Annotated in this window: 18 protein-coding genes; 9 read left to right on the top strand and 9 right to left on the bottom strand. The window is 42.3% G+C overall.

Annotated elements, in window-relative coordinates; genetic code table 11:
* Window positions 1–2: 2 nt before the first annotated feature.
* Window positions 3–1,016 carry a fumarylacetoacetate hydrolase family protein gene (locus CLV51_RS04525; protein WP_106526807.1) on the bottom strand — a complete coding sequence of 338 codons (1,014 nt, stop codon included), beginning with the start codon at window positions 1,014–1,016 and terminating at the stop codon, window positions 3–5.
* Between the two features lie 224 nt (window positions 1,017–1,240).
* Here CLV51_RS04525 and CLV51_RS04530 point away from each other — a divergent pair, with 224 nt between their 5' ends.
* The 3 genes from CLV51_RS04530 (at window position 1,241) to CLV51_RS04540 (ending at window position 3,690) form a co-directional block, all read left to right on the top strand.
* Entirely contained in the window at window positions 1,241–1,492 is a 252-nt protein-coding gene (locus tag CLV51_RS04530; RefSeq protein ID WP_146151221.1) for a hypothetical protein, read from the top strand.
* A gap of 99 nt (window positions 1,493–1,591) precedes the next feature.
* Window positions 1,592–2,839, top strand: a complete 1,248-nt coding sequence (locus CLV51_RS04535) for a serine hydrolase (RefSeq protein ID WP_106526809.1) — start codon at window positions 1,592–1,594, stop codon at window positions 2,837–2,839.
* A gap of 194 nt (window positions 2,840–3,033) precedes the next feature.
* Window positions 3,034–3,690: a sterol desaturase family protein gene (locus tag CLV51_RS04540; protein ID WP_106526810.1), complete on the top strand. Its 657-nt coding sequence runs from the start codon at window positions 3,034–3,036 to the stop codon at window positions 3,688–3,690.
* Between the two features lie 78 nt (window positions 3,691–3,768).
* Here the strand turns inward: CLV51_RS04540 and CLV51_RS04545 are convergent, their stop codons facing one another.
* From CLV51_RS04545 to CLV51_RS04575, 7 genes are all read right to left on the bottom strand, one after another.
* Entirely contained in the window at window positions 3,769–4,113 is a 345-nt protein-coding gene (locus CLV51_RS04545) for a hypothetical protein (protein ID WP_106526811.1), read from the bottom strand.
* A complete protein-coding gene (locus CLV51_RS04550; RefSeq protein WP_106526812.1) occupies window positions 4,113–5,054 on the bottom strand; it encodes a DUF6263 family protein in 942 nt (313 codons plus the stop codon). The genes CLV51_RS04545 and CLV51_RS04550 overlap by 1 nt, the downstream gene beginning before the upstream one ends.
* 18 nt (window positions 5,055–5,072) lie before the next feature.
* A complete protein-coding gene (locus tag CLV51_RS04555; RefSeq protein ID WP_106526813.1) occupies window positions 5,073–5,846 on the bottom strand; it encodes a TIGR02757 family protein in 774 nt (257 codons plus the stop codon).
* 136 nt (window positions 5,847–5,982) lie between these two features.
* Window positions 5,983–7,122 carry a cystathionine gamma-synthase gene (locus CLV51_RS04560; protein WP_106526814.1) on the bottom strand — a complete coding sequence of 380 codons (1,140 nt, stop codon included), beginning with the start codon at window positions 7,120–7,122 and terminating at the stop codon, window positions 5,983–5,985.
* Between the two features lie 375 nt (window positions 7,123–7,497).
* On the bottom strand, window positions 7,498–8,103 hold the full coding sequence (locus CLV51_RS04565; RefSeq protein WP_106526815.1) for a DUF2911 domain-containing protein: 606 nt from the start codon (window positions 8,101–8,103) through the stop codon (window positions 7,498–7,500).
* A 95-nt stretch (window positions 8,104–8,198) separates the two neighbouring features.
* The gene (locus CLV51_RS04570) at window positions 8,199–8,795 is read right to left on the bottom strand and encodes an acyl carrier protein phosphodiesterase (RefSeq protein ID WP_106526816.1); all 597 of its coding nucleotides are present in this window, start codon (window positions 8,793–8,795) and stop codon (window positions 8,199–8,201) included.
* A gap of 50 nt (window positions 8,796–8,845) precedes the next feature.
* A complete protein-coding gene (locus CLV51_RS04575) occupies window positions 8,846–10,273 on the bottom strand; it encodes an alpha/beta hydrolase family protein (protein ID WP_106526817.1) in 1,428 nt (475 codons plus the stop codon).
* A 78-nt stretch (window positions 10,274–10,351) separates the two neighbouring features.
* On the opposite strand from CLV51_RS04575, the gene CLV51_RS29750 reads away from it, so the two are divergent.
* From CLV51_RS29750 to CLV51_RS04585, 3 genes are all read left to right on the top strand, one after another.
* Window positions 10,352–10,477, top strand: coding sequence for a hypothetical protein (locus tag CLV51_RS29750; protein ID WP_281261513.1), 126 nt, complete (start codon window positions 10,352–10,354; stop codon window positions 10,475–10,477).
* 87 nt (window positions 10,478–10,564) lie between these two features.
* A complete protein-coding gene (locus CLV51_RS04580; RefSeq protein ID WP_106526818.1) occupies window positions 10,565–11,017 on the top strand; it encodes a hypothetical protein in 453 nt (150 codons plus the stop codon).
* A 153-nt stretch (window positions 11,018–11,170) separates the two neighbouring features.
* A complete protein-coding gene (locus CLV51_RS04585) occupies window positions 11,171–12,145 on the top strand; it encodes a deoxyhypusine synthase family protein (protein WP_106526819.1) in 975 nt (324 codons plus the stop codon).
* A 78-nt stretch (window positions 12,146–12,223) separates the two neighbouring features.
* Here the strand turns inward: CLV51_RS04585 and hemW are convergent, their stop codons facing one another.
* Window positions 12,224–13,348 (bottom strand): radical SAM family heme chaperone HemW, encoded by a 1,125-nt coding sequence (gene hemW / locus CLV51_RS04590; protein WP_106526820.1) that lies wholly within the window; start codon window positions 13,346–13,348, stop codon window positions 12,224–12,226.
* A 178-nt stretch (window positions 13,349–13,526) separates the two neighbouring features.
* Here hemW and CLV51_RS04595 point away from each other — a divergent pair, with 178 nt between their 5' ends.
* The 3 genes from CLV51_RS04595 to CLV51_RS04605 all read left to right on the top strand — a co-directional run bounded on the left by CLV51_RS04595 (window position 13,527) and on the right by CLV51_RS04605 (window position 17,643).
* Window positions 13,527–14,606 carry a DUF4271 domain-containing protein gene (locus CLV51_RS04595; RefSeq protein WP_106526821.1) on the top strand — a complete coding sequence of 360 codons (1,080 nt, stop codon included), beginning with the start codon at window positions 13,527–13,529 and terminating at the stop codon, window positions 14,604–14,606.
* 42 nt (window positions 14,607–14,648) lie between these two features.
* Complete coding sequence (locus tag CLV51_RS04600; RefSeq protein ID WP_106526822.1) at window positions 14,649–15,440, top strand: uroporphyrinogen-III synthase; 792 nt, start codon at window positions 14,649–14,651, stop codon at window positions 15,438–15,440.
* A 157-nt stretch (window positions 15,441–15,597) separates the two neighbouring features.
* Entirely contained in the window at window positions 15,598–17,643 is a 2,046-nt protein-coding gene (locus tag CLV51_RS04605) for a thioredoxin domain-containing protein (RefSeq protein ID WP_106526823.1), read from the top strand.
* Window positions 17,644–17,823: the final 180 nt, after the last annotated feature.

Consider the following 17,823-nt stretch of genomic DNA (forward strand, 5'->3'; position numbering starts at 1 on the left):
GACTATACATTTTTCTTAAGCGCCAGTATCGAGAAGTTGGTATCCTCTTTTACAATAGTGTTGGAGAGGATGCCCAGTCCTTCAATTTCCATTTCTACCACATCGCCGGGTTGCAGCCACTGGTCAGTATAGTCAGGATTGTTCAGTTTGCCGGTACCGTTGAGTTCCAGGAAACAACCCGTACCTACGGTGCCACTGCCTATTACGTCGCCGGGAAGGATGTTTACACCATAAGCGCAACGTTCTACTATTTCGGCAAAGGTCCAGTCCATATCGCCCATATTACCCTCACTTACCTGTACGCCATTTACTTTGCAAGTCATTTTAAGGCTATAGTTATTACCGGTATGACCAGGTTTTGCGGGTGTTTTAAAAGCTTCCAGCTCATCCGGGGTAACCAGCATAGGGCCGATAACAGTGCTGAAATCCTTGCCCTTGGCGGGTCCTAGGTTCAGCAGCATTTCTTCCATTTGCAGGGTGCGGGCACTCATGTCGTTCATAATCATGTATCCGCCAATGTAATCATCTGCTTCGGCTGCAGTGATATTGCGGCCCGCTTTACAAACTACAATGGCTACTTCCAGTTCAAAATCCAGTTTTTCAAAATGATCAGGCATGCAGTGAATATCGCCGGGACCCTGTATTGCATTGTGGTTGGTGAAGTAGAAAATAGGATACTGATCAAACTCAGGGATCATAGCTACTTTACGGTTGCGACGAGCCGCCGCTACGTGTTGGCGGAAGGCATATCCATCACGACAGGAAGTAGGGAACGGCACAGGAGACAGGATCTGCACACTTTCCACAGCAACACCTATGGCAGAACCGGGGTTTTTACCGTTTTTTAGCAAGGCATCTGCCTGTATAGCTACGTCAATCACATCTTCCCACATCATCAGGAACATACCCATATTATTGGGCAAATCCGGATGCAGCTCCTGTGTATTGTATAACAGACCATTTACCAGGATGGCCAGTTGGTCTGTTTCTTCTCTTAAATAACTTACAAGTTTCATGTTAGGTATTTGTTCTGGTTGTATGAATGGCCAAATATAAGAATGGTGTTTTAATGGTTCGGCTATTTTTTATAAATTAAGAAGATAAATCCCTCCTCCATGAAACATTTGTTCCGCCTCATTTTGCTCTTATTAGCCACACCAGCTATTTTGAATGCGCAGTCCCTGTGTTTTACCATATCGCCCTATGCTGTATTATCATCAGTTTGCTTAAAACAAAGCTATTGGCAAGTTTAAATGGATTTTTAAAGGAGATGGACCACCCGGAAACGCCAGGAACGTATATTGATACCGCTTATTTGCGCACCTATACCATGGGTTTTGATGAACTGGTAAAGATTGAGAACAGCAAACAATATCAAGACAGCACCTTCTTCAAACCGCAGTTGATGAATACCATCAAATTGTTACCTGGCGAGTACCTGGTGAAGCTGTCATTTATGGGCATTAGCCCTGATCGCCAACCTGTGAAATGACATGTTGCAGATTAATCCGCAGAATTTCAATCAAAAAATCAGAAAGATTTTATCCGCCGGTTAATTGCTTTATATTTATAAGCAGAACCGCCTCCTACTATGCGTAGTTGTTTGCTGCTGCTCCTGTTTTGTTGCTGCCTGAGTATTGCTCCGGCACAATCCCGCACGGATACCATGTTACAAAATCTTATTAATAGAGAAGCTTCACCGGCGCTGCAACATATTTTGCAATATCCGGATTCGTTCCGCTGCCAGCTTATTTATACACAAATCAACCGGGATGCAGATAATACCCCGCATTTTAAAAATTATTATTTCGAGGTAGATGCCGGCAAATATTATAATCCTGCCAGCACAGTTAAATTACCGATTGCGCTGCTGGCGCTGGAAAAAATGCACGAGCTGAATATCCCCGGCCTTAACGGCAACACGGATATGCTCACAGACAGCGCATGGAGCGGACAAGTGACTGTACATACAGACAGCAGTGCGGAGAACAGATTACCATCTATCTATCATTATATAAAAAGAATATTTCTCATCAGTGATAATGATGCCTACAACCGCCTGTATGAATTTATTGGCCAGCAAACCATTCATGAAAAGCTATGGGCTAAGGGCTATAAACGTGTACGTATAATACGTCGTTTTATGCCACTGACAGAAGAGGAAAACAGGCATACCAATTCTATCCGTTTTGTAGCTAACGGGAAGACTATATACGAACAGCCTGCGGCATATAGTAACCTGGTATTCGATTTCAGTAAGCCGGTGACCATTGGCAATGGATTTCTTGATAAAGACGATAAGCTGGTGCCACAGCCTATGGATTTTACCCACCATAATAACCTGCCACTGGAAGACCTGCAGCAGATGCTGCAATCGGTGCTGTTTCCGGCATCAGTGCCTGCTTCGCAGCGGTTTAATATTACTAAACAGGACTACCGTTTTTTATACCGGTACATGTCCCAATATCCTTCAGAAACCCACTGGCCGAAGTACGATACCGCGGAGTACTTTAACAGCTATACGAAGTTTTTTCTTTTCAAGGCCGGTAAACAAAACATTCCACCCTATATCCGTGTATTTAATAAAGCTGGCTGGTCATATGGATTCCTGACAGATGCAGCCTATATCGTTGACTTTAAACACAATATTGAATTTATGATTACAGGAAATATTTATGTGAACCGCGATGGGATATTGAATGATAACAAATATGAATATGAAGAGGACGGTTACCCGTTCTTTAAAGAAATAGGAGATATTATTTACCGGTATGAATTGCAGCGACGACGGGCGCATAAGCCTGATCTACAGGCTTTCAGGGTTAATTACACAAAGTAATCACAATAAGATAAATATTATTTATAGCCCGATCGAATAGTATAATAGAGGAATATACATGAACGTTGTATTTTTGCTTTTCATAGAGCAGGCATAATTAGAAATGTGCATAGTTTTTGATAGACCTGCCAGAGGGTTAACATAGGAAGGTTTTATTCATATCCCGTAACTGCACTTCTAAAAATTTCGGAGTTATGAAGTTTGAAAAGATTAAGAACAAAGGACAGGCAAGATTATTTGAAAGCCATTACCTGGAGATGCTGACCAAAACGCATCCACTGGTAATCTGGGGTTTGTATTTGCCCATTATTGGCTATATGCTTTATTATAGTCATGATTCATTAGGCTTTACCGTAGGTACCGTAGGTATGATATTCATTGGAGCGATGTTTTTCTGGTCGTTTTTTGAGTATATCATGCATCGGTTTATGTTTCATTTTGTGAGCGACAAGCCCAGGGTGCAACGCTTTATTTACGTAATGCATGGCAATCATCATGAGTATCCGCGGGATAAGCAACGCTTATTTATGCCACCAGTGCCCAGTCTGATACTCTCTTCTGCCATATTTGGTTTGCAGTATATTTTTCTACGGCAAATCACTTTTATGTTTTTCCCTGGATTTATTTTGGGGTATCTGATTTATGGCAGTATGCATTATGCCATACATGCCTGGAATCCACCTCTCCGCTTCATGAAACCTTTGTGGCGTAATCACCATCTGCATCACTATAAGAGTGATGAAAGAGGCTTTGGTGTAAGTTCCTCCATTTGGGATCATGTGTTCGGAACTTTCTTTGATCTGGAAAAAGAAAAGGAAGATAAAGAGAAGGTGAAAGAATTGACTTTTTAAGGCATTTTTTTATATAGAGATGTAGTTTCTGCAGGGCCAATCTTTCGGAAACTACATCTCTAAAATATATTCAAATATTTACCATCTCTCTTCATCATCCGGCAGATCATCTTGTTTATATGTTGCACGGGATATTATTTTCTGTAGTTGCCTTTCAATAATAAGTGCGGCAATTGGCTTATAAGGATCAGCACCTGTTGCTGTTGCCGTTTCCAGTATTTCCCTTACTTTCTTTTCAGCTATATCCAGCCGGTATAATAAAAAAATAAAATGCCGGAAATCTTCATTGATCAATGTTTCCAGTCTGCCGGCCAGTATTTCCTCCAATAACTCGTAACTAATGTTAACGGGGATACGTACTTCAAAATTCTCCTGCGTCCATGCAGCAGTTTCCTGTAAATATTGTGCAGGAAGTGAAGCCATTATTTCATTTGTTTTATTTTGTAAGAAGCATTTGTAACCACTTTTACCGGTACTTTGAGGTCGTGCTTAATGCGTTTTGCTTTATCGGCTTTGTAGGTATATTCACCATTCATTTCAGTGGTCTGCACGCATATGTTGGGAAATCCGCTGCTGCGATTTACCAGGTAGTTGGAAGAAGTGGTACCGCTGATTTCTGCGGTAGCTTTAATATCATCATCCAGCGTAAGCATTTGTACTTTGTCTGTTTTTATTTTAGAGGTGCCGCCTATTTTAGCAGTTTGTGTATCCCAGGTTTGCAGGTTCCAGTACAAATCAATGCTTCCTACTAATCCGCCACGCATGGGTACATTTTCTTCCCATTGGGTGCCGGTTTTAATGCCGTGTGCAGGATACATGATCAATAGTTGTTCCAGCCAGCTTTGGAAGGCGGCTGTACCAAACTGGTCTTTCATCAGTTTTTTGTAAGCTGCCTGTTCATCCTTTTTGAGGCTGTTGAAAGCACTGGCAGCATTGTCCAGGATTTGGTCCAGTCCTTCTACTTTATTGATGATGCCTGTTGTCTGTATTTCTACTGTAAAGGGCTGGTCCAGTACTTTTTTGAGGCCCGCCTGGAAAGGTTCTTTATCGTTGGTTACTTTAGCGTCTACAAAGATATTTTGGTTTTTGGCGTTGAAATTAAATTTCAGGTCCTTGTAGCGAAAGGTGAGTGTGGTTTTACCGGGATTCACGTCTGTTACATCCATGGTGATGATATTATTATAATCCCGGGTGGTACGTTGTACAATTTCGTTGATGGTCATGTAGGTTTCACTTCTGCTCTTCTGCTCCAGCTCATACAGTTCACCTTTATGGAAGGTATAGTTCAGTGCTACATATTCCTGTGCCCTTGCGGTAAATGCCAGTGCTACTATCATTGTCATCAGTCCCAAAAATCTTTTCATTACCATTATTTATTTTGATCAAACATATTTTTCAATCACACCCAGGCCAAACAACGCAAAGTCGTATTTGGCGGGATCGTCCGGATCGAGCTTTTTTAACTGGTGTGTGAGTGCAGTAGCTGTTTTCCAGTCGGCTTTAGCGGTTGCTATTAAACCTAGTCTGGCTGCTACCCTGCTTACATGCACATCTACCGGGCAAATCAGTTGAGCGGGTGATATGTGGTGCCAGAGCCCAAAATCCACGCCATTTTCGTCATTTCTCACCATCCAGCGTAAATACATGTTCAGTCTTTTGCAGGCTGAGTTTTTAGCGGGGGTAGAAATATGCTTTCCGGTTCTTTCGGGATGTTCCAGTGCAAAGAAAACTTTACGAAACCCGATCAGTGCTTTTTCCACGTTTTCATCTCTGGGTGTAATATGCGCACTGAAGGCAAATTCCAGCGAAGTTACGTTGGTGTAATAGTGCTGGAGGAACTCTACAAAGTATAACAAGTCCAACCCATTAAAAGTGCGGTGACAGAAAGACATCAACTTCATGCGCTCTCTTGGCTGATGATGGCGGATATAATCATACGGTGAATTATCCATCATTTTCATTAGCTCCGTACACTTATTAATGATACTGGTGCGATTTCCCCAGGCCAGTATGGCCGCAAAGAAGCCGGCTATTTCAATATCCTGCAATACACTGAACCGGTGCGGTATGCAAATAGGATCGTTTGCAATAAAGTCCGGATGATTGTAGTATGCCGCCTTTGCATCTAAAAAATCCCGTAGTTGTTGGATCTTCATATAAGTTGAATCACATGTATCACCGCAAGCCTTTTTATATCAATGAATGATATAAAAAGGCTGTGGATATGGTTAGGATAAAATAGTATACAGCAGTAAAGATAATTTTTACCGGATTAGAATTATAATCTATTGCTTAACCTATGGCTTTATTCAGGTCGTCTGTGAGATCGCCTGCATCTTCAATACCTACACTCAGGCGGATGAGCGAGTCTGCCAAACCATTTTTGATCCTTTCCTCACGAGGAATGGAAGCATGCGTCATGCTGGCAGGATGGCCTATCAGTGATTCTACCCCACCCAATGATTCTGCCAGCGAAAACAGGTGTGTATTGCTCAGGATGCGATTAGCGGCTTCTATATTATCATCTTTCAGGGTAAAGGATATCATACCACCAAAGCCGCGCATCTGTTGTTTGGCGATGTCGTGGTTAGGATGATCTGTAAATCCTGGCCAGAATACTTTGTCCACTTTGGCGTGGTTACGAAGGAAGTTAGCTATTATAATACCGTTTTCACAGTGGCGTTGCATCCGTACATGCAGGGTTTTGATCCCGCGCAGCACCAGGAAACAATCCTGGGGGCCAGGTACCGCACCGCAACTGTTTTGTATAAAGTATAGTTGTTTTGCCAGTTCTTCATTTTTTACAATGACAACACCATGCACCACATCACTGTGACCACCCAGGTACTTGGTAGCAGAATGTAATACAATGTCGGCGCCAAGGTCCAGTGGATTTTGGAGGTAGGGCGACGCAAAAGTATTATCCACACAAAGCATGATCTCATTTTTCCTGGCTATCTGTGCACAAGCTGCTATGTCGATGATCTTTAAAAGTGGATTAGTAGGTGTTTCCAGCCATATCATCTTTGTTTGGGGAGTAATATGAGCTTCTATGTTTTTGGCGTCTTCCATGCCTATGAAGGTGAATTTGATGCCATAACGCTCAAATACCTTCGTAAAAATCCGATAAGTACCTCCATAAAGGTCATTGGTGGCAATCACCTCATCGCCGGGGCTCAGCAATTTCATGACGCCGTCGGTGGCTGCCAGTCCGCTCCCGAAAGAAATGCCATGGGTGCCGTTTTCAATGGCTGCCAGTGCATTTTGCAGTGCATCGCGGGTAGGATTCTGCGTCCGGGCATATTCATAGCCCTTATGCTGCCCGGGAGCGCTCTGTACATAGGTAGAAGTTTGGAAAATTGGCGTCATGATGGCGCCTGTGGATGGATCGGGAGCTACACCTGCGTGTATGAGTTTAGTACCCAGCTTCATGTCTTAAATGTTTTATAATGAACAATTTCTGGTGGTTTCCAAAGATACTTCAGATTTTGCGATTGGGTAGTGTCCACATTATAAGAAAATCAGGGGAATTAAAACGAAACTAATACTTGTCCATTTTAGCTAATATTATAATATTATCGTATTATTTATTACGGTTACGAACATTTTTACATCGTTCACCAAATCGAAGCCAACGGATAAGGATAATCGAATTAAATTCGTTTTAGGTTTTTCATAGGATATGGTTAAAATTCTTAAGGCGGTATTCTTACCGCTTTTTCTTTTTAAATTAATTTATCTTTTATAAAGTAGAAAGGTCCCTTCCTGGCATAGCCGGGAAGGGACCTTTCTACATATATTCTACAATTATTTCTTCTTTTTAGTGCTGCTTACAACAGCATCAGACCATTTAATAGGCAAACTAACACTTACCTTATCCCAGGCAATGATGAGGTTTGCACCAGGGTCCCCTTTTTCAAATACCATAGTGAAGGCTTCTACTGGTGTATCCAGCGACATTACCGGCAAAGCAGTTCTTACGATATCTTTTTGCTGATCATATTTAAAGGCCCCCCAGATGTCAACTTCCTTATTCAGGATAATGGTCCATGTTTTTTCCGTTGGAATGGCGTACAAGGTGTAGCGTCCTTTGGGAATATTTTTTCCGGCAATGATCACAGGTCTGAAGAACTCTATTTCAGTGGCTTCGTTGGCACCCAAACGCCATATTTTACCATATTCTTCCAGGTTGCCGAATATTTCTCTACCCTTTGTTTGCGGACGGCTGTAAATTACCCTGGCTACCAGCGAACCAGGTTCTCCTTTTACTTTTACTACGTACGGATACATTACAGGGTAATAGGCCATATCCATCGGACTGGCATCGAGTGGTGGCAATTTTTTATCCTGCGCACCGGCGTTTATACTGAATATGCCTAATGCAAAGGCAAATAAGAAAACTTTTTTAATCATCCTGGGAAAGCTTTATTTCTTTTAAATGGAATTGGAGGCAAACCTACCCAATTTTAAGGAATCAGAAAAGTGGCATACCTGCTTTTAACAAGCTGTTAGCGGTTTTCCATTAGTAACAAATTTTCCACATATGTTTGTAGCTGTGGGAAAAACACCTGGTAGCATTCTTTTAAAGCAGCATAGTGCTCCATAAAAACAGCAAAAACCACCGCGCCGTCAGTTTCCAGGTATTTGGCTCTGCGGGCAACGCCCCTGAAAGCACTCGACATCCCTTCTGTAGTATGATAATTATACAACCAGTTGTATTGCTGCATGTACTGGAACATCTGTAAAAATGCTGGTGGTAGCAATTGCTCACGTAGTGTTATCTCATTATAAACATAACGGGCAAATGAATACAACGATTCGTTGGTGAAACGATCAGGGTCTGTAGCCAAAAAATGATCATATACCAGGTCCGTAAATACGCCGCTATACAAACCGCAGGAGGGCCTGAAAAAAACTTTGGCCTTACCCGTTACCGGATGTTGATCTGTAAAAGTATCTATAGCCCTATGAATACGAATGCCCTGCTGTATACCTGCTTCATAGGTAGAAAGGTTCTTTTTGCCTTTCACAAAATCCGCTATGAGGTTGCCGGTAATCAGCTCAGGCTGATGAAAAGATAAATAAGCATGGGCAAGGTGGTTCATGCCATTAAGGTACGTATTTATGGTTTATAGCTCATTGGCCGGAGCTGTTGTCAACGGGTTTTATTGGTATGTTGTAGTATCCAGGAGCTTATCTGCTCCAATGCCTTGGGGGAAAAGGTTTCAGTGATTGTTTTATATTCCGAGGGCATACCGGTTCCAGCAGTTTGAAATAAATGATTCAACCCCGGAAGCTCAATAGTAGTAACATCTTTATTGCCACTTTCAGTCAGTATTTTTTTAATACCAGGTAAATTGAGGCTGGCAACTATTTGTACATCTTTACTACCGTTAAGGGCAAGCACAGGGCATTTTACGTTGCTGAGTACTGGTAAAGGATCATAGGCAAGTACGGATTTTATTTCCGGATTAGACATGGCATAGGCAAGCACTAATGTCTGCCTGGAAATATTTTCTGCGGTAATGCCTAAAGTAGAAAGTGTTTGTGGTGTTTGTTGTTTTAGCCACTGCTCACCCATTTTGATGGTCCTGGTATACAAACCAGTTGTATCAGTTGCCAGAACGAGGTCTGTTATTTTTCCGTACAACTCCAGGTAAGCATTTACACTGTTGCTATCAATAGCAGACGCTATTGCTTTATTTTGTGCCAGCATTACGTTTTTACCATTTACACCCGGGCCGGCCAGTAAAACCATGAATGCAATGTCCTTATCGCCGGCTACTAATGTTGGGGCAATAGCACCACCTTCGCTATGGCCTATTAATCCTATTTTTTTCGGGTTGATTATATCTTTTCTTGTTTTCAGATAAGCCACTGCAGCAGCTGCGTCTTTTGTAAAATCAGCGATGGTAGATCCCTGATAATGGCCGGTGGTTTGTCCTACACCTCTGTCATCTACCCTTAATACAGCAATTCCATGCCGGGTAAGATAATCTGCTATCAACAAAAAGGGCTTATGACCAAATATCTCTGAGTTACGATTTTGAGCTCCTGAGCCACTGATCAACAACGCCACCGGAAAGTTCTTTCCTGCTTCAGGGGTAGTAAGCGTGCCTCCATAAGTGATGCTTTTATCAGTATTGGTAAAAGTTACATCTGTTGTATGATAGGGAAATGGAGGGAAAGGCTCCTGTGGTCTTACTGGTTTGGCTATTTCCAGTTTGCCCCGATCCATAATAAACGGAAGTTGTACCATTCCCTGTTTCCATTGACCGTTTATCCTGTTGGTATTTTCTATCGTGCCCTCCATCGTTACATGTAGTTGTGCCATAGTAGCTTTTACCTGGTTATCAACAACAGTGAAGCTGTCAAAAGCATAACCATAGGCATTTTGCTCAGGACTATCCATAGTTGCCTGGTAGTTCTTGTTTGCATTATTCCAGGTAATGTGTACAATAATCGGAAAGGCTTGCAGGGTTCCATGCCAGTCATCCGCAAGCTGCTGGGCCTGCACAGTAATGGATAGGAATAATGTTACCGGCAACAAACTGTATACTGCTAGAAGGGAAATGCGTTTCATAAAGGACTACAACTATTTGATAATATAAACAATGTACAAAAAACCTTATCCATTTTAACAATATCTTAACGCACATCCATGCAACATTGGCAGGGTGGCACCAACAGACTCGCTATGGCTGGTCTGTATAGGCGTTTGTTCGCTACCGGTCAGGCGGACGTTCATAAGCGGATACGCCAACTAATCATGTACTACCAACAGTAAAGAATGCCTTGACCACTGGGCACTTCCCATCGTAGCTTTGATCTATCGAAACAAAAAAAATCACAATCACAATAAATTTTTTCCGCCATGAAAAAACTTATCCTTTTAATGAGTGCAGCTTTATTGCTGAGCGCAAACGTGCTTTTTGCCAGCGCATATGAAACCTCTGTTAACAACAGAATAAAAAACACCTTCGACGAATCTTTTGCAGGTGCTAAAGAAGTAAAATGGTATACGGATGATAATAAAACATTCACTGCCAAGTTTACTATGAGTAACAGTAAAGTAACAGCCTTCTTCAATGATGACGGTACATTACTGGCTACTTCCCGCTACCTGCAGGTAGATCAGCTGCCTTTGAACGTAAGCAGCAAGCTGACTAAAAAGTATCCTGGTAACAGTGTCTACTGTGTAGTAGAATACACCGCAGGTGATAACACCGTGTATTTTATAACACTTGAAAATGAAAATACCTGGACAACGGTAAAAGCAGAACGTTCCGGTAACATGTCAACATACAGCCATTTGAAAAAAGCTTAGTCTTAGTAGTGTTAGAAATACAGGGCTCATGGATACTACCATGGGCCTTTTGTTTTATTCTCCACGTCCCGCTCCCCACAAAAAATTATCTTAACTTTGCCCCCTGTTAAGGCTTTATTAGCCAGACTGTTAATGTATAAATGATTAAATGACATGAACAAGGGACCCGTTTCTCAATTTATCCAGCACCATTACCGCCACTTTAATGCAGCTGCATTGGTGGATGCTGCCAAAGGATATGAAACACATTTGCTGGAAGGCGGTAAAATGATGGTGACATTGGCCGGTGCGATGAGTACGGCTGAACTGGGCATTTCCTTCGCGGAAATGATCCGTCAGGGTAAAGTAGATATCATTTCCTGCACTGGTGCAAACCTGGAAGAAGATATCATGAACCTGGTAGCACATACTCACTATAAGAGAGTACCTAACTACCGCGATCTGAGTCCGCAGGAAGAATGGGATCTCCTGGAGCAAGGTTTTAACCGCGTTACAGATACCTGTATTCCGGAAGAAGAAGCTTTTCGTCGTATCCAGAAACATATTTACAAAATATGGAAAGATGCAGAAGCAAGCGGTGAACGCTATTTTCCGCATGAATACATGTATAAGCTGCTCCTGAGTGGTGTAATGAAAGAGCATTACGAAATTGATCCTAAAAACAGCTGGATGATTGCTGCTGCTGAAAGGAATATTCCTATCATCGTTCCAGGATGGGAAGACAGCACCATGGGCAACATCTTTGCTTCTTACTGCATCAAGGGAGATCTGAAAACATCTACCATGAAAAGTGGTATCGAGTACATGATCTACCTGTCTGAATGGTACCGTAATAACTCCGCTGGTAAAGGCGTTGGCTTCTTCCAGATTGGTGGTGGTATTGCCGGTGACTTCCCGATCTGCGTAGTACCGATGATGTACCAGGATCTGGAGTGGACAGATGTTCCTTTCTGGAGCTATTTCTGCCAGATATCAGATTCTACTACCTCCTACGGTTCTTACTCCGGTGCAGTGCCGAATGAAAAAATTACCTGGGGCAAACTGGATATCCACACGCCTAAGTTTATCGTAGAATCAGATGCTACTATTGTGGCTCCGCTGATATTTGCGTATATCCTCGGCTGGTAATATTAAAGAATTGCGAATTACGAATTAAGGCTTAGAGCGATTCTTCGCTTATATCCGTAATTCGTAATTCGCAATTCTTTAGATAAATAAGTCCGCTGCAATACCGTCTGCAAATAATCTTCCTGCTTTTGTAAGCCTTAATGTTTCCCCTATCTGCTCCATCCGGCCATTGGCAATAAAAGACTGACTATTTTCAATTAAGTGCCGGCTCTGATCTGCACCAAATTTTTCTGCTACCCACTCCAGGTTGCATCCTGCAGCAGTACGCAGGGAGGTCATCACATATTCGTTAAAGCGCATGGTGGTAGTAAGTGATTCTATTTCAAACGGCACTTCACCAGCTGTAATACTTTTGATGTACTGTGCATTATTGGCAATATTCCATTGCCGGGAAACTCCGTTAAAAGAATGTGCTGACGGCCCCAATCCCAGGTAAGACCGGCCTTGCCAGTAACTGCTGTTATGCTGGGAATGCCATCCGGGCAAAGCAAAATTAGATATTTCATAGTGCTCATATCCTGCATCTTCCAGCCATTGCATCAGCATCTCAAAATGGCGGGCAGCTTTATCGGCATCTGTAGGCGCCATTTTCTTTTTCTTAATAAAATGATCCAGTGCAGTTCCTGGTTCTACTGTTAATGCATAACATGAGAGGTGCGGAACACCCAGCGCAATCGCTTGTTTTACGTTTTGCTCCCAACCTTCGTCAGTTAACGTAGGGCCGCCGTAAATAAGGTCAATGGTAATGTTGTGAAATCCCAGCTCCTGTGCCTGCCGGATACATTCCAATGCTTGCTGACTGTTGTGTGCGCGGTTCATCCAGGTAAGATCTTCCTCATGAAATGACTGTACACCGATGCTCAACCGGTTGATGCCAGCTGCTTTTAATTGTGCAAGTTTCTCTATGGTGAGGTCGTCCGGATTGGCCTCCAGCGTTATTTCCGCATTGGGAGCTACTGTGAAGGTAGCGCGTAAGTGCTCCAGCAACGCAGTGAGTTCATCTACCTGAAGCAAACTGGGGGTGCCACCGCCAAAATAAATGGTGTGCACCGGCTCTGCAGCCAGGTAATCTTTTTGCAGGGTGATTTCCTGCAGCAAACTTTTCACCATCGCTCCCTGCTGTGTGAGGGAAGTGGAAAAGTGGAAGTTGCAGTAGTAACAGGCCTGTTTACAAAAAGGAATATGTAAATAAATTCCGGACATGTGCGTTTTATAGTGGTCCGCTATTGTCGTTTACCGGTCAACTACGGACTATTTTAATATCTTTGCAAACATCAAAATTACGTTTCAGTTTTGTTATGTGAACAGGACGGTGTTAATTGCCTCCGTTTACCGCGTGTGTTCCGGGAACGTTATTAATGAAAAACCGATTATAAAGTCATTGAAAAATATTTTCCTGGTGCGAAACTGGTTATTGTTTCTATTCATCTTCAGTTATTTGCCAATACTGGCACAAACAACAGATACCACTGCTGTAAAGGCGCCTGTGGTAAAGAAGAAGGCTGTGGTTACCCATACGGTATCTGATTCCCTGCATCCTAAAGTGCGGGTAGCTCCGGTAAAAAGAGATTCTACGGGAGTCATCAAACGTGCCGTGGTCCGTCCAAAAAAAGATACTGTGAAAACAGCGGCTATGCCGGTGTCTGATACAACGCATCATAAAACAGATAGTATAGCAGTGGCGGCCGTTCCTAAGGTGAAGCCTGTTTCTGCCTATGATCTGTATATGAAAAAGATAGAACAGGAGAATGTTTTTCTAAAGCCCGGCAAACCCAGGTTTAACGATACTAACCCGGTGCGTCCTCTTCGCAATATGGACTGGCTTATTTACGTAATAAGCGGTGTGTTGCTGGTATTGAGTATTGTCCGCATGGCTTATACGAAGTATTTTTCAGATCTTTTCCGTGCGTTCCTCAATCCAACACTGAGTCAGCGTCAGCTGAAAGATCAGTTGTCGCAGGCTCCTTTCCCGAATATGTTGCTGAACATATTTTTTTCTATTGTGCTTGGTTTGTACCTGTACCTGGTATTGTACCGTCAACAGGTATTTCCCGATGCGGAGCCATGGTTGCTGATTCCAGGATTGATTCTTTTAGTAATGCTGGTATATGGAATTAAGTATACCATGCTACGATTTTGCGGTTGGTTATTTGGCAATACCGAGCTGGCAGATGCTTATATTTTCATTTTATACCTGATAAATAAGGTGTTGGGGGTATTGCTGGTGCCATTTTTGGTGATAATGGCCTTCTGTACACCAGAAATAGCCCGTACTTTCCTATATATATCGCTGTTTTTTATTGTATTACTCATTATATACAGGTACATTAGATCTTATTCCCTGGTTAGGCAGTACCTATCTTTCAGTAAATTGCATTTTTTTCTTTACCTTTGCACATTCGAAGTAGCGCCTGTATTAATATTAATGAAGGTGTTACTAGGATATCTGGTTAACTGGTAATCCCTGATTATCGCCTATTGTTAACACTTGAGCATAAAACGTATGATAAAAGGCGGGCCAAAAAAAGATTTGCAAGGTAAACAAATTCAGTCAATCCTAATTTCTCAACCGAAGCCTGAAACAGAAAAGTCACCTTACTTTGATCTGGCCAAAAAGTTCAATATAAAGTTGGATTTTTGTCCGTTCATAAGGGTGGAAGGTTTGCCAGCAAAGGAGTTCAGAAAACAAAAAATTGACATCCTCAATTTTACGGCGGTAATTTTTACCAGTCGTAATTCGGTAGATCACTTTTTTCGTATCTGTGAGGAAATGAAGGTTAAAGTGTCGCAGGATTGCAAGTACTTTTGTATTACAGAAGCAGTAGCATTGTATCTGCAGAAGTTTATTCTTTATCGTAAACGGAAGGTATTCTATGGGGCCGACGGCTCTACCAAAGGGGTACTGGAGGTAATGAATAAGCACCGGGATAACGAAAAATTCCTGTTTCCGAGCTCTGACAGTCAGAAAAAAGACATCGAAGAGTGGTTGAAAGCCAATAAGTGTGAATATGCAACCGCTACCCTTTACAAAACGGTTTCAACGGATGTAAAAGAAGTATTGGCTGCTACCTCCTACGATATGATCGTATTTTTCAGTCCCTCAGGAGTAAGGTCATTATTTGAGAATATGCCTGGGTTTGAACAAAATGGTACGCATATTGGTGCATTCGGACCAACCACTTCAGCTGCGGTAGAAGAAGCGGGTTTAAGACTGGATGTTAAAGCACCACTCCCACAAGCCCCGTCTATGGCGGCTGCGCTGGAACTATACCTCACCACATTAATCAAGAAGTAAGCAATTTATTGCAAATAATATTTTAGCAGGGATAGCATTATGCTATCCCTGTTTTTTTTATTTACCGGCTACAGAAAAATAATTCTGAATAATCCTGAAAAATAAATTTCTTTGTAAAGGAATATTTTATCAATCAATTGATCGCAAAGCGGAGTCCATGAACAAGCTTATCAGTGAAACAAGTCCTTATTTGTTGCAGCATGCGCATAATCCTGTGAACTGGTATCCCTGGGGAGAAGAGGCCTTACAGAGGGCTTTGCAGGAAGATAAGCCTATATTGGTGAGCATTGGCTATGCTGCCTGTCACTGGTGTCATGTAATGGAAAGAGAGAGTTTTGAGAATGAGGCTACTGCAGCTATCATGAATGAACACTTCATTAACATTAAGATAGACAGAGAAGAAAGACCAGATCTGGATCATATTTATATGGATGCGGTGCAGGCTATGACCGGTGCTGGCGGCTGGCCGCTGAACGTTTTTCTGACACCGGATAAAAAGCCTTTTTACGGCGGCACTTATTTCCCGCCTGTAAAGGCATACAATCGTCCTTCCTGGAAAGATGTATTACTGTCGCTTTCAGATGCCTTTCATAAAAAGCGGGAAGAGATAGAAACACAGGCAGATAATCTTGTACAACATATAAGTCAGTCGAGTCAGTTTGGCGTACAAACCGGTGTGGATCTGAATATTCCACGGGAGGAGCTGTTTACCAGTACCCAGTGTGATACCATGTGTGAGAATATCCTGAAACAGGCAGATACACAGTGGGGTGGTTTTGGCCGGGCTCCCAAATTCCCGCAAACCTTTACCATCGCGTATTTGCTGCGGTATCATCATGCATATAAACATCCCGAAGCTTTACAGCAGGCATTACTGTCATTGGATAAGATGCTGCAGGGAGGACTTTATGATCAGCTGGGTGGTGGTTTTGCGCGGTATTCCACAGATGAAAAGTGGCTGGCACCGCACTTTGAGAAGATGTTGTATGATAATGCACTTTTGATTGATGTATTGTGCGATGCTTATCAATTGACCCGCAATGAAATATACGCGCAAACGGTGAAGGATACACTGGGTTTTATTACACGTGAAATGACTTCTCCGGAAGGCGGCTTCTATGCAGCGCTGGATGCGGATTCCGAAGGTGTGGAAGGGAAATTTTATACCTGGAGCAAAGCAGAAATACATCATATACTGGGAGAACAGGCGAAACCTTTTTGTGAATATTATGATGTGAGTGAACATGGGAACTGGGAAGAACAAAATATTTTATGGGTACAACAACCACTGTTGCAGTTTGCGGCAGAAAAAGGCTATGACCCTGCTGTGCTGGAAGCCATGTTGCAGGGCTGCCGCGAAAAGCTGCTGGCAGTAAGAGGTAACAGGATTCGTCCCGGATTGGATGATAAAATTTTACTGGGCTGGAATGCACTGATGGTGCACGCCTGCTGCAAAGCTTTTGCTGCCCTGGGAATAGAAGCATACAGGCAGATGGCGATCCGTAATATGGATTTTTGTTTGGCTAATTTTCGTCAAAGTGACGATGGGCAAGCATTTTATCATACCTGGAAAAACGATCAGGCTAAATATCCTGCATTCCTGGATGATTATGCCTGCCTCATTCGTGCATTGATTGCCTTGCAGGAAATCACCGGCGATACCACTTATTTATACAAAGCCCGCGATATCACTGCTTTTGTGAATGAACATTTCAGCGATGAGAGTGGCCTCTTCTTTTATTATACAATTGAAGGACAGGATGATGTGATTGTACGGAAGAAGGAAATTTATGACGGGGCAGTTCCCAGTGGGAATGCCATCATGATACAGAACCTTTGGTACCTCTCTGTTGTTTTCGATAATAAAGAATGGGCAAACAAGTCTGTAGGAGCCACATCCAGTCTCTCACAAACGGTTGTACGTTATCCCACTTCTTTCGGCGTGTGGGCGAGCCAGTTGTTACAGTTTGTAAAAGGAACACCTGAATTGGCCATTGTAGGGAAAGATTTTAAAGAGAAGATGAACGAAGCAGGAAATTGGTTCCTTCCGTACAGGATTTTGGTAGGAGCAGAAAAAAATGTTCCGGCAATTCCTTTGTTAACAGAAAGGGCGCATGAAAATGACACATTTGTGTACTTATGCAAAGATTATCATTGTATTAAGCCTGTCCATTATATAAAAGAAATAATTAATTTAATATAATAATTATGTAACTTGCCCGTTATAAGGGCAGATTGCGATTCAATAAATGTTGTTACTGTTATATAATAAAATGTTAAAAACTGCGTTTAAATTAGTTACGTAACGGTCGTAAGTGGAATTGAAAAAGTTGGATAAAAAGTCACTACGGATTAAAATTAATTATTACATTTGCTATCTTTC

The organism is Chitinophaga niastensis (assembly GCF_003014755.1).
Lineage (GTDB): Bacteria > Bacteroidota > Bacteroidia > Chitinophagales > Chitinophagaceae > Chitinophaga > Chitinophaga niastensis.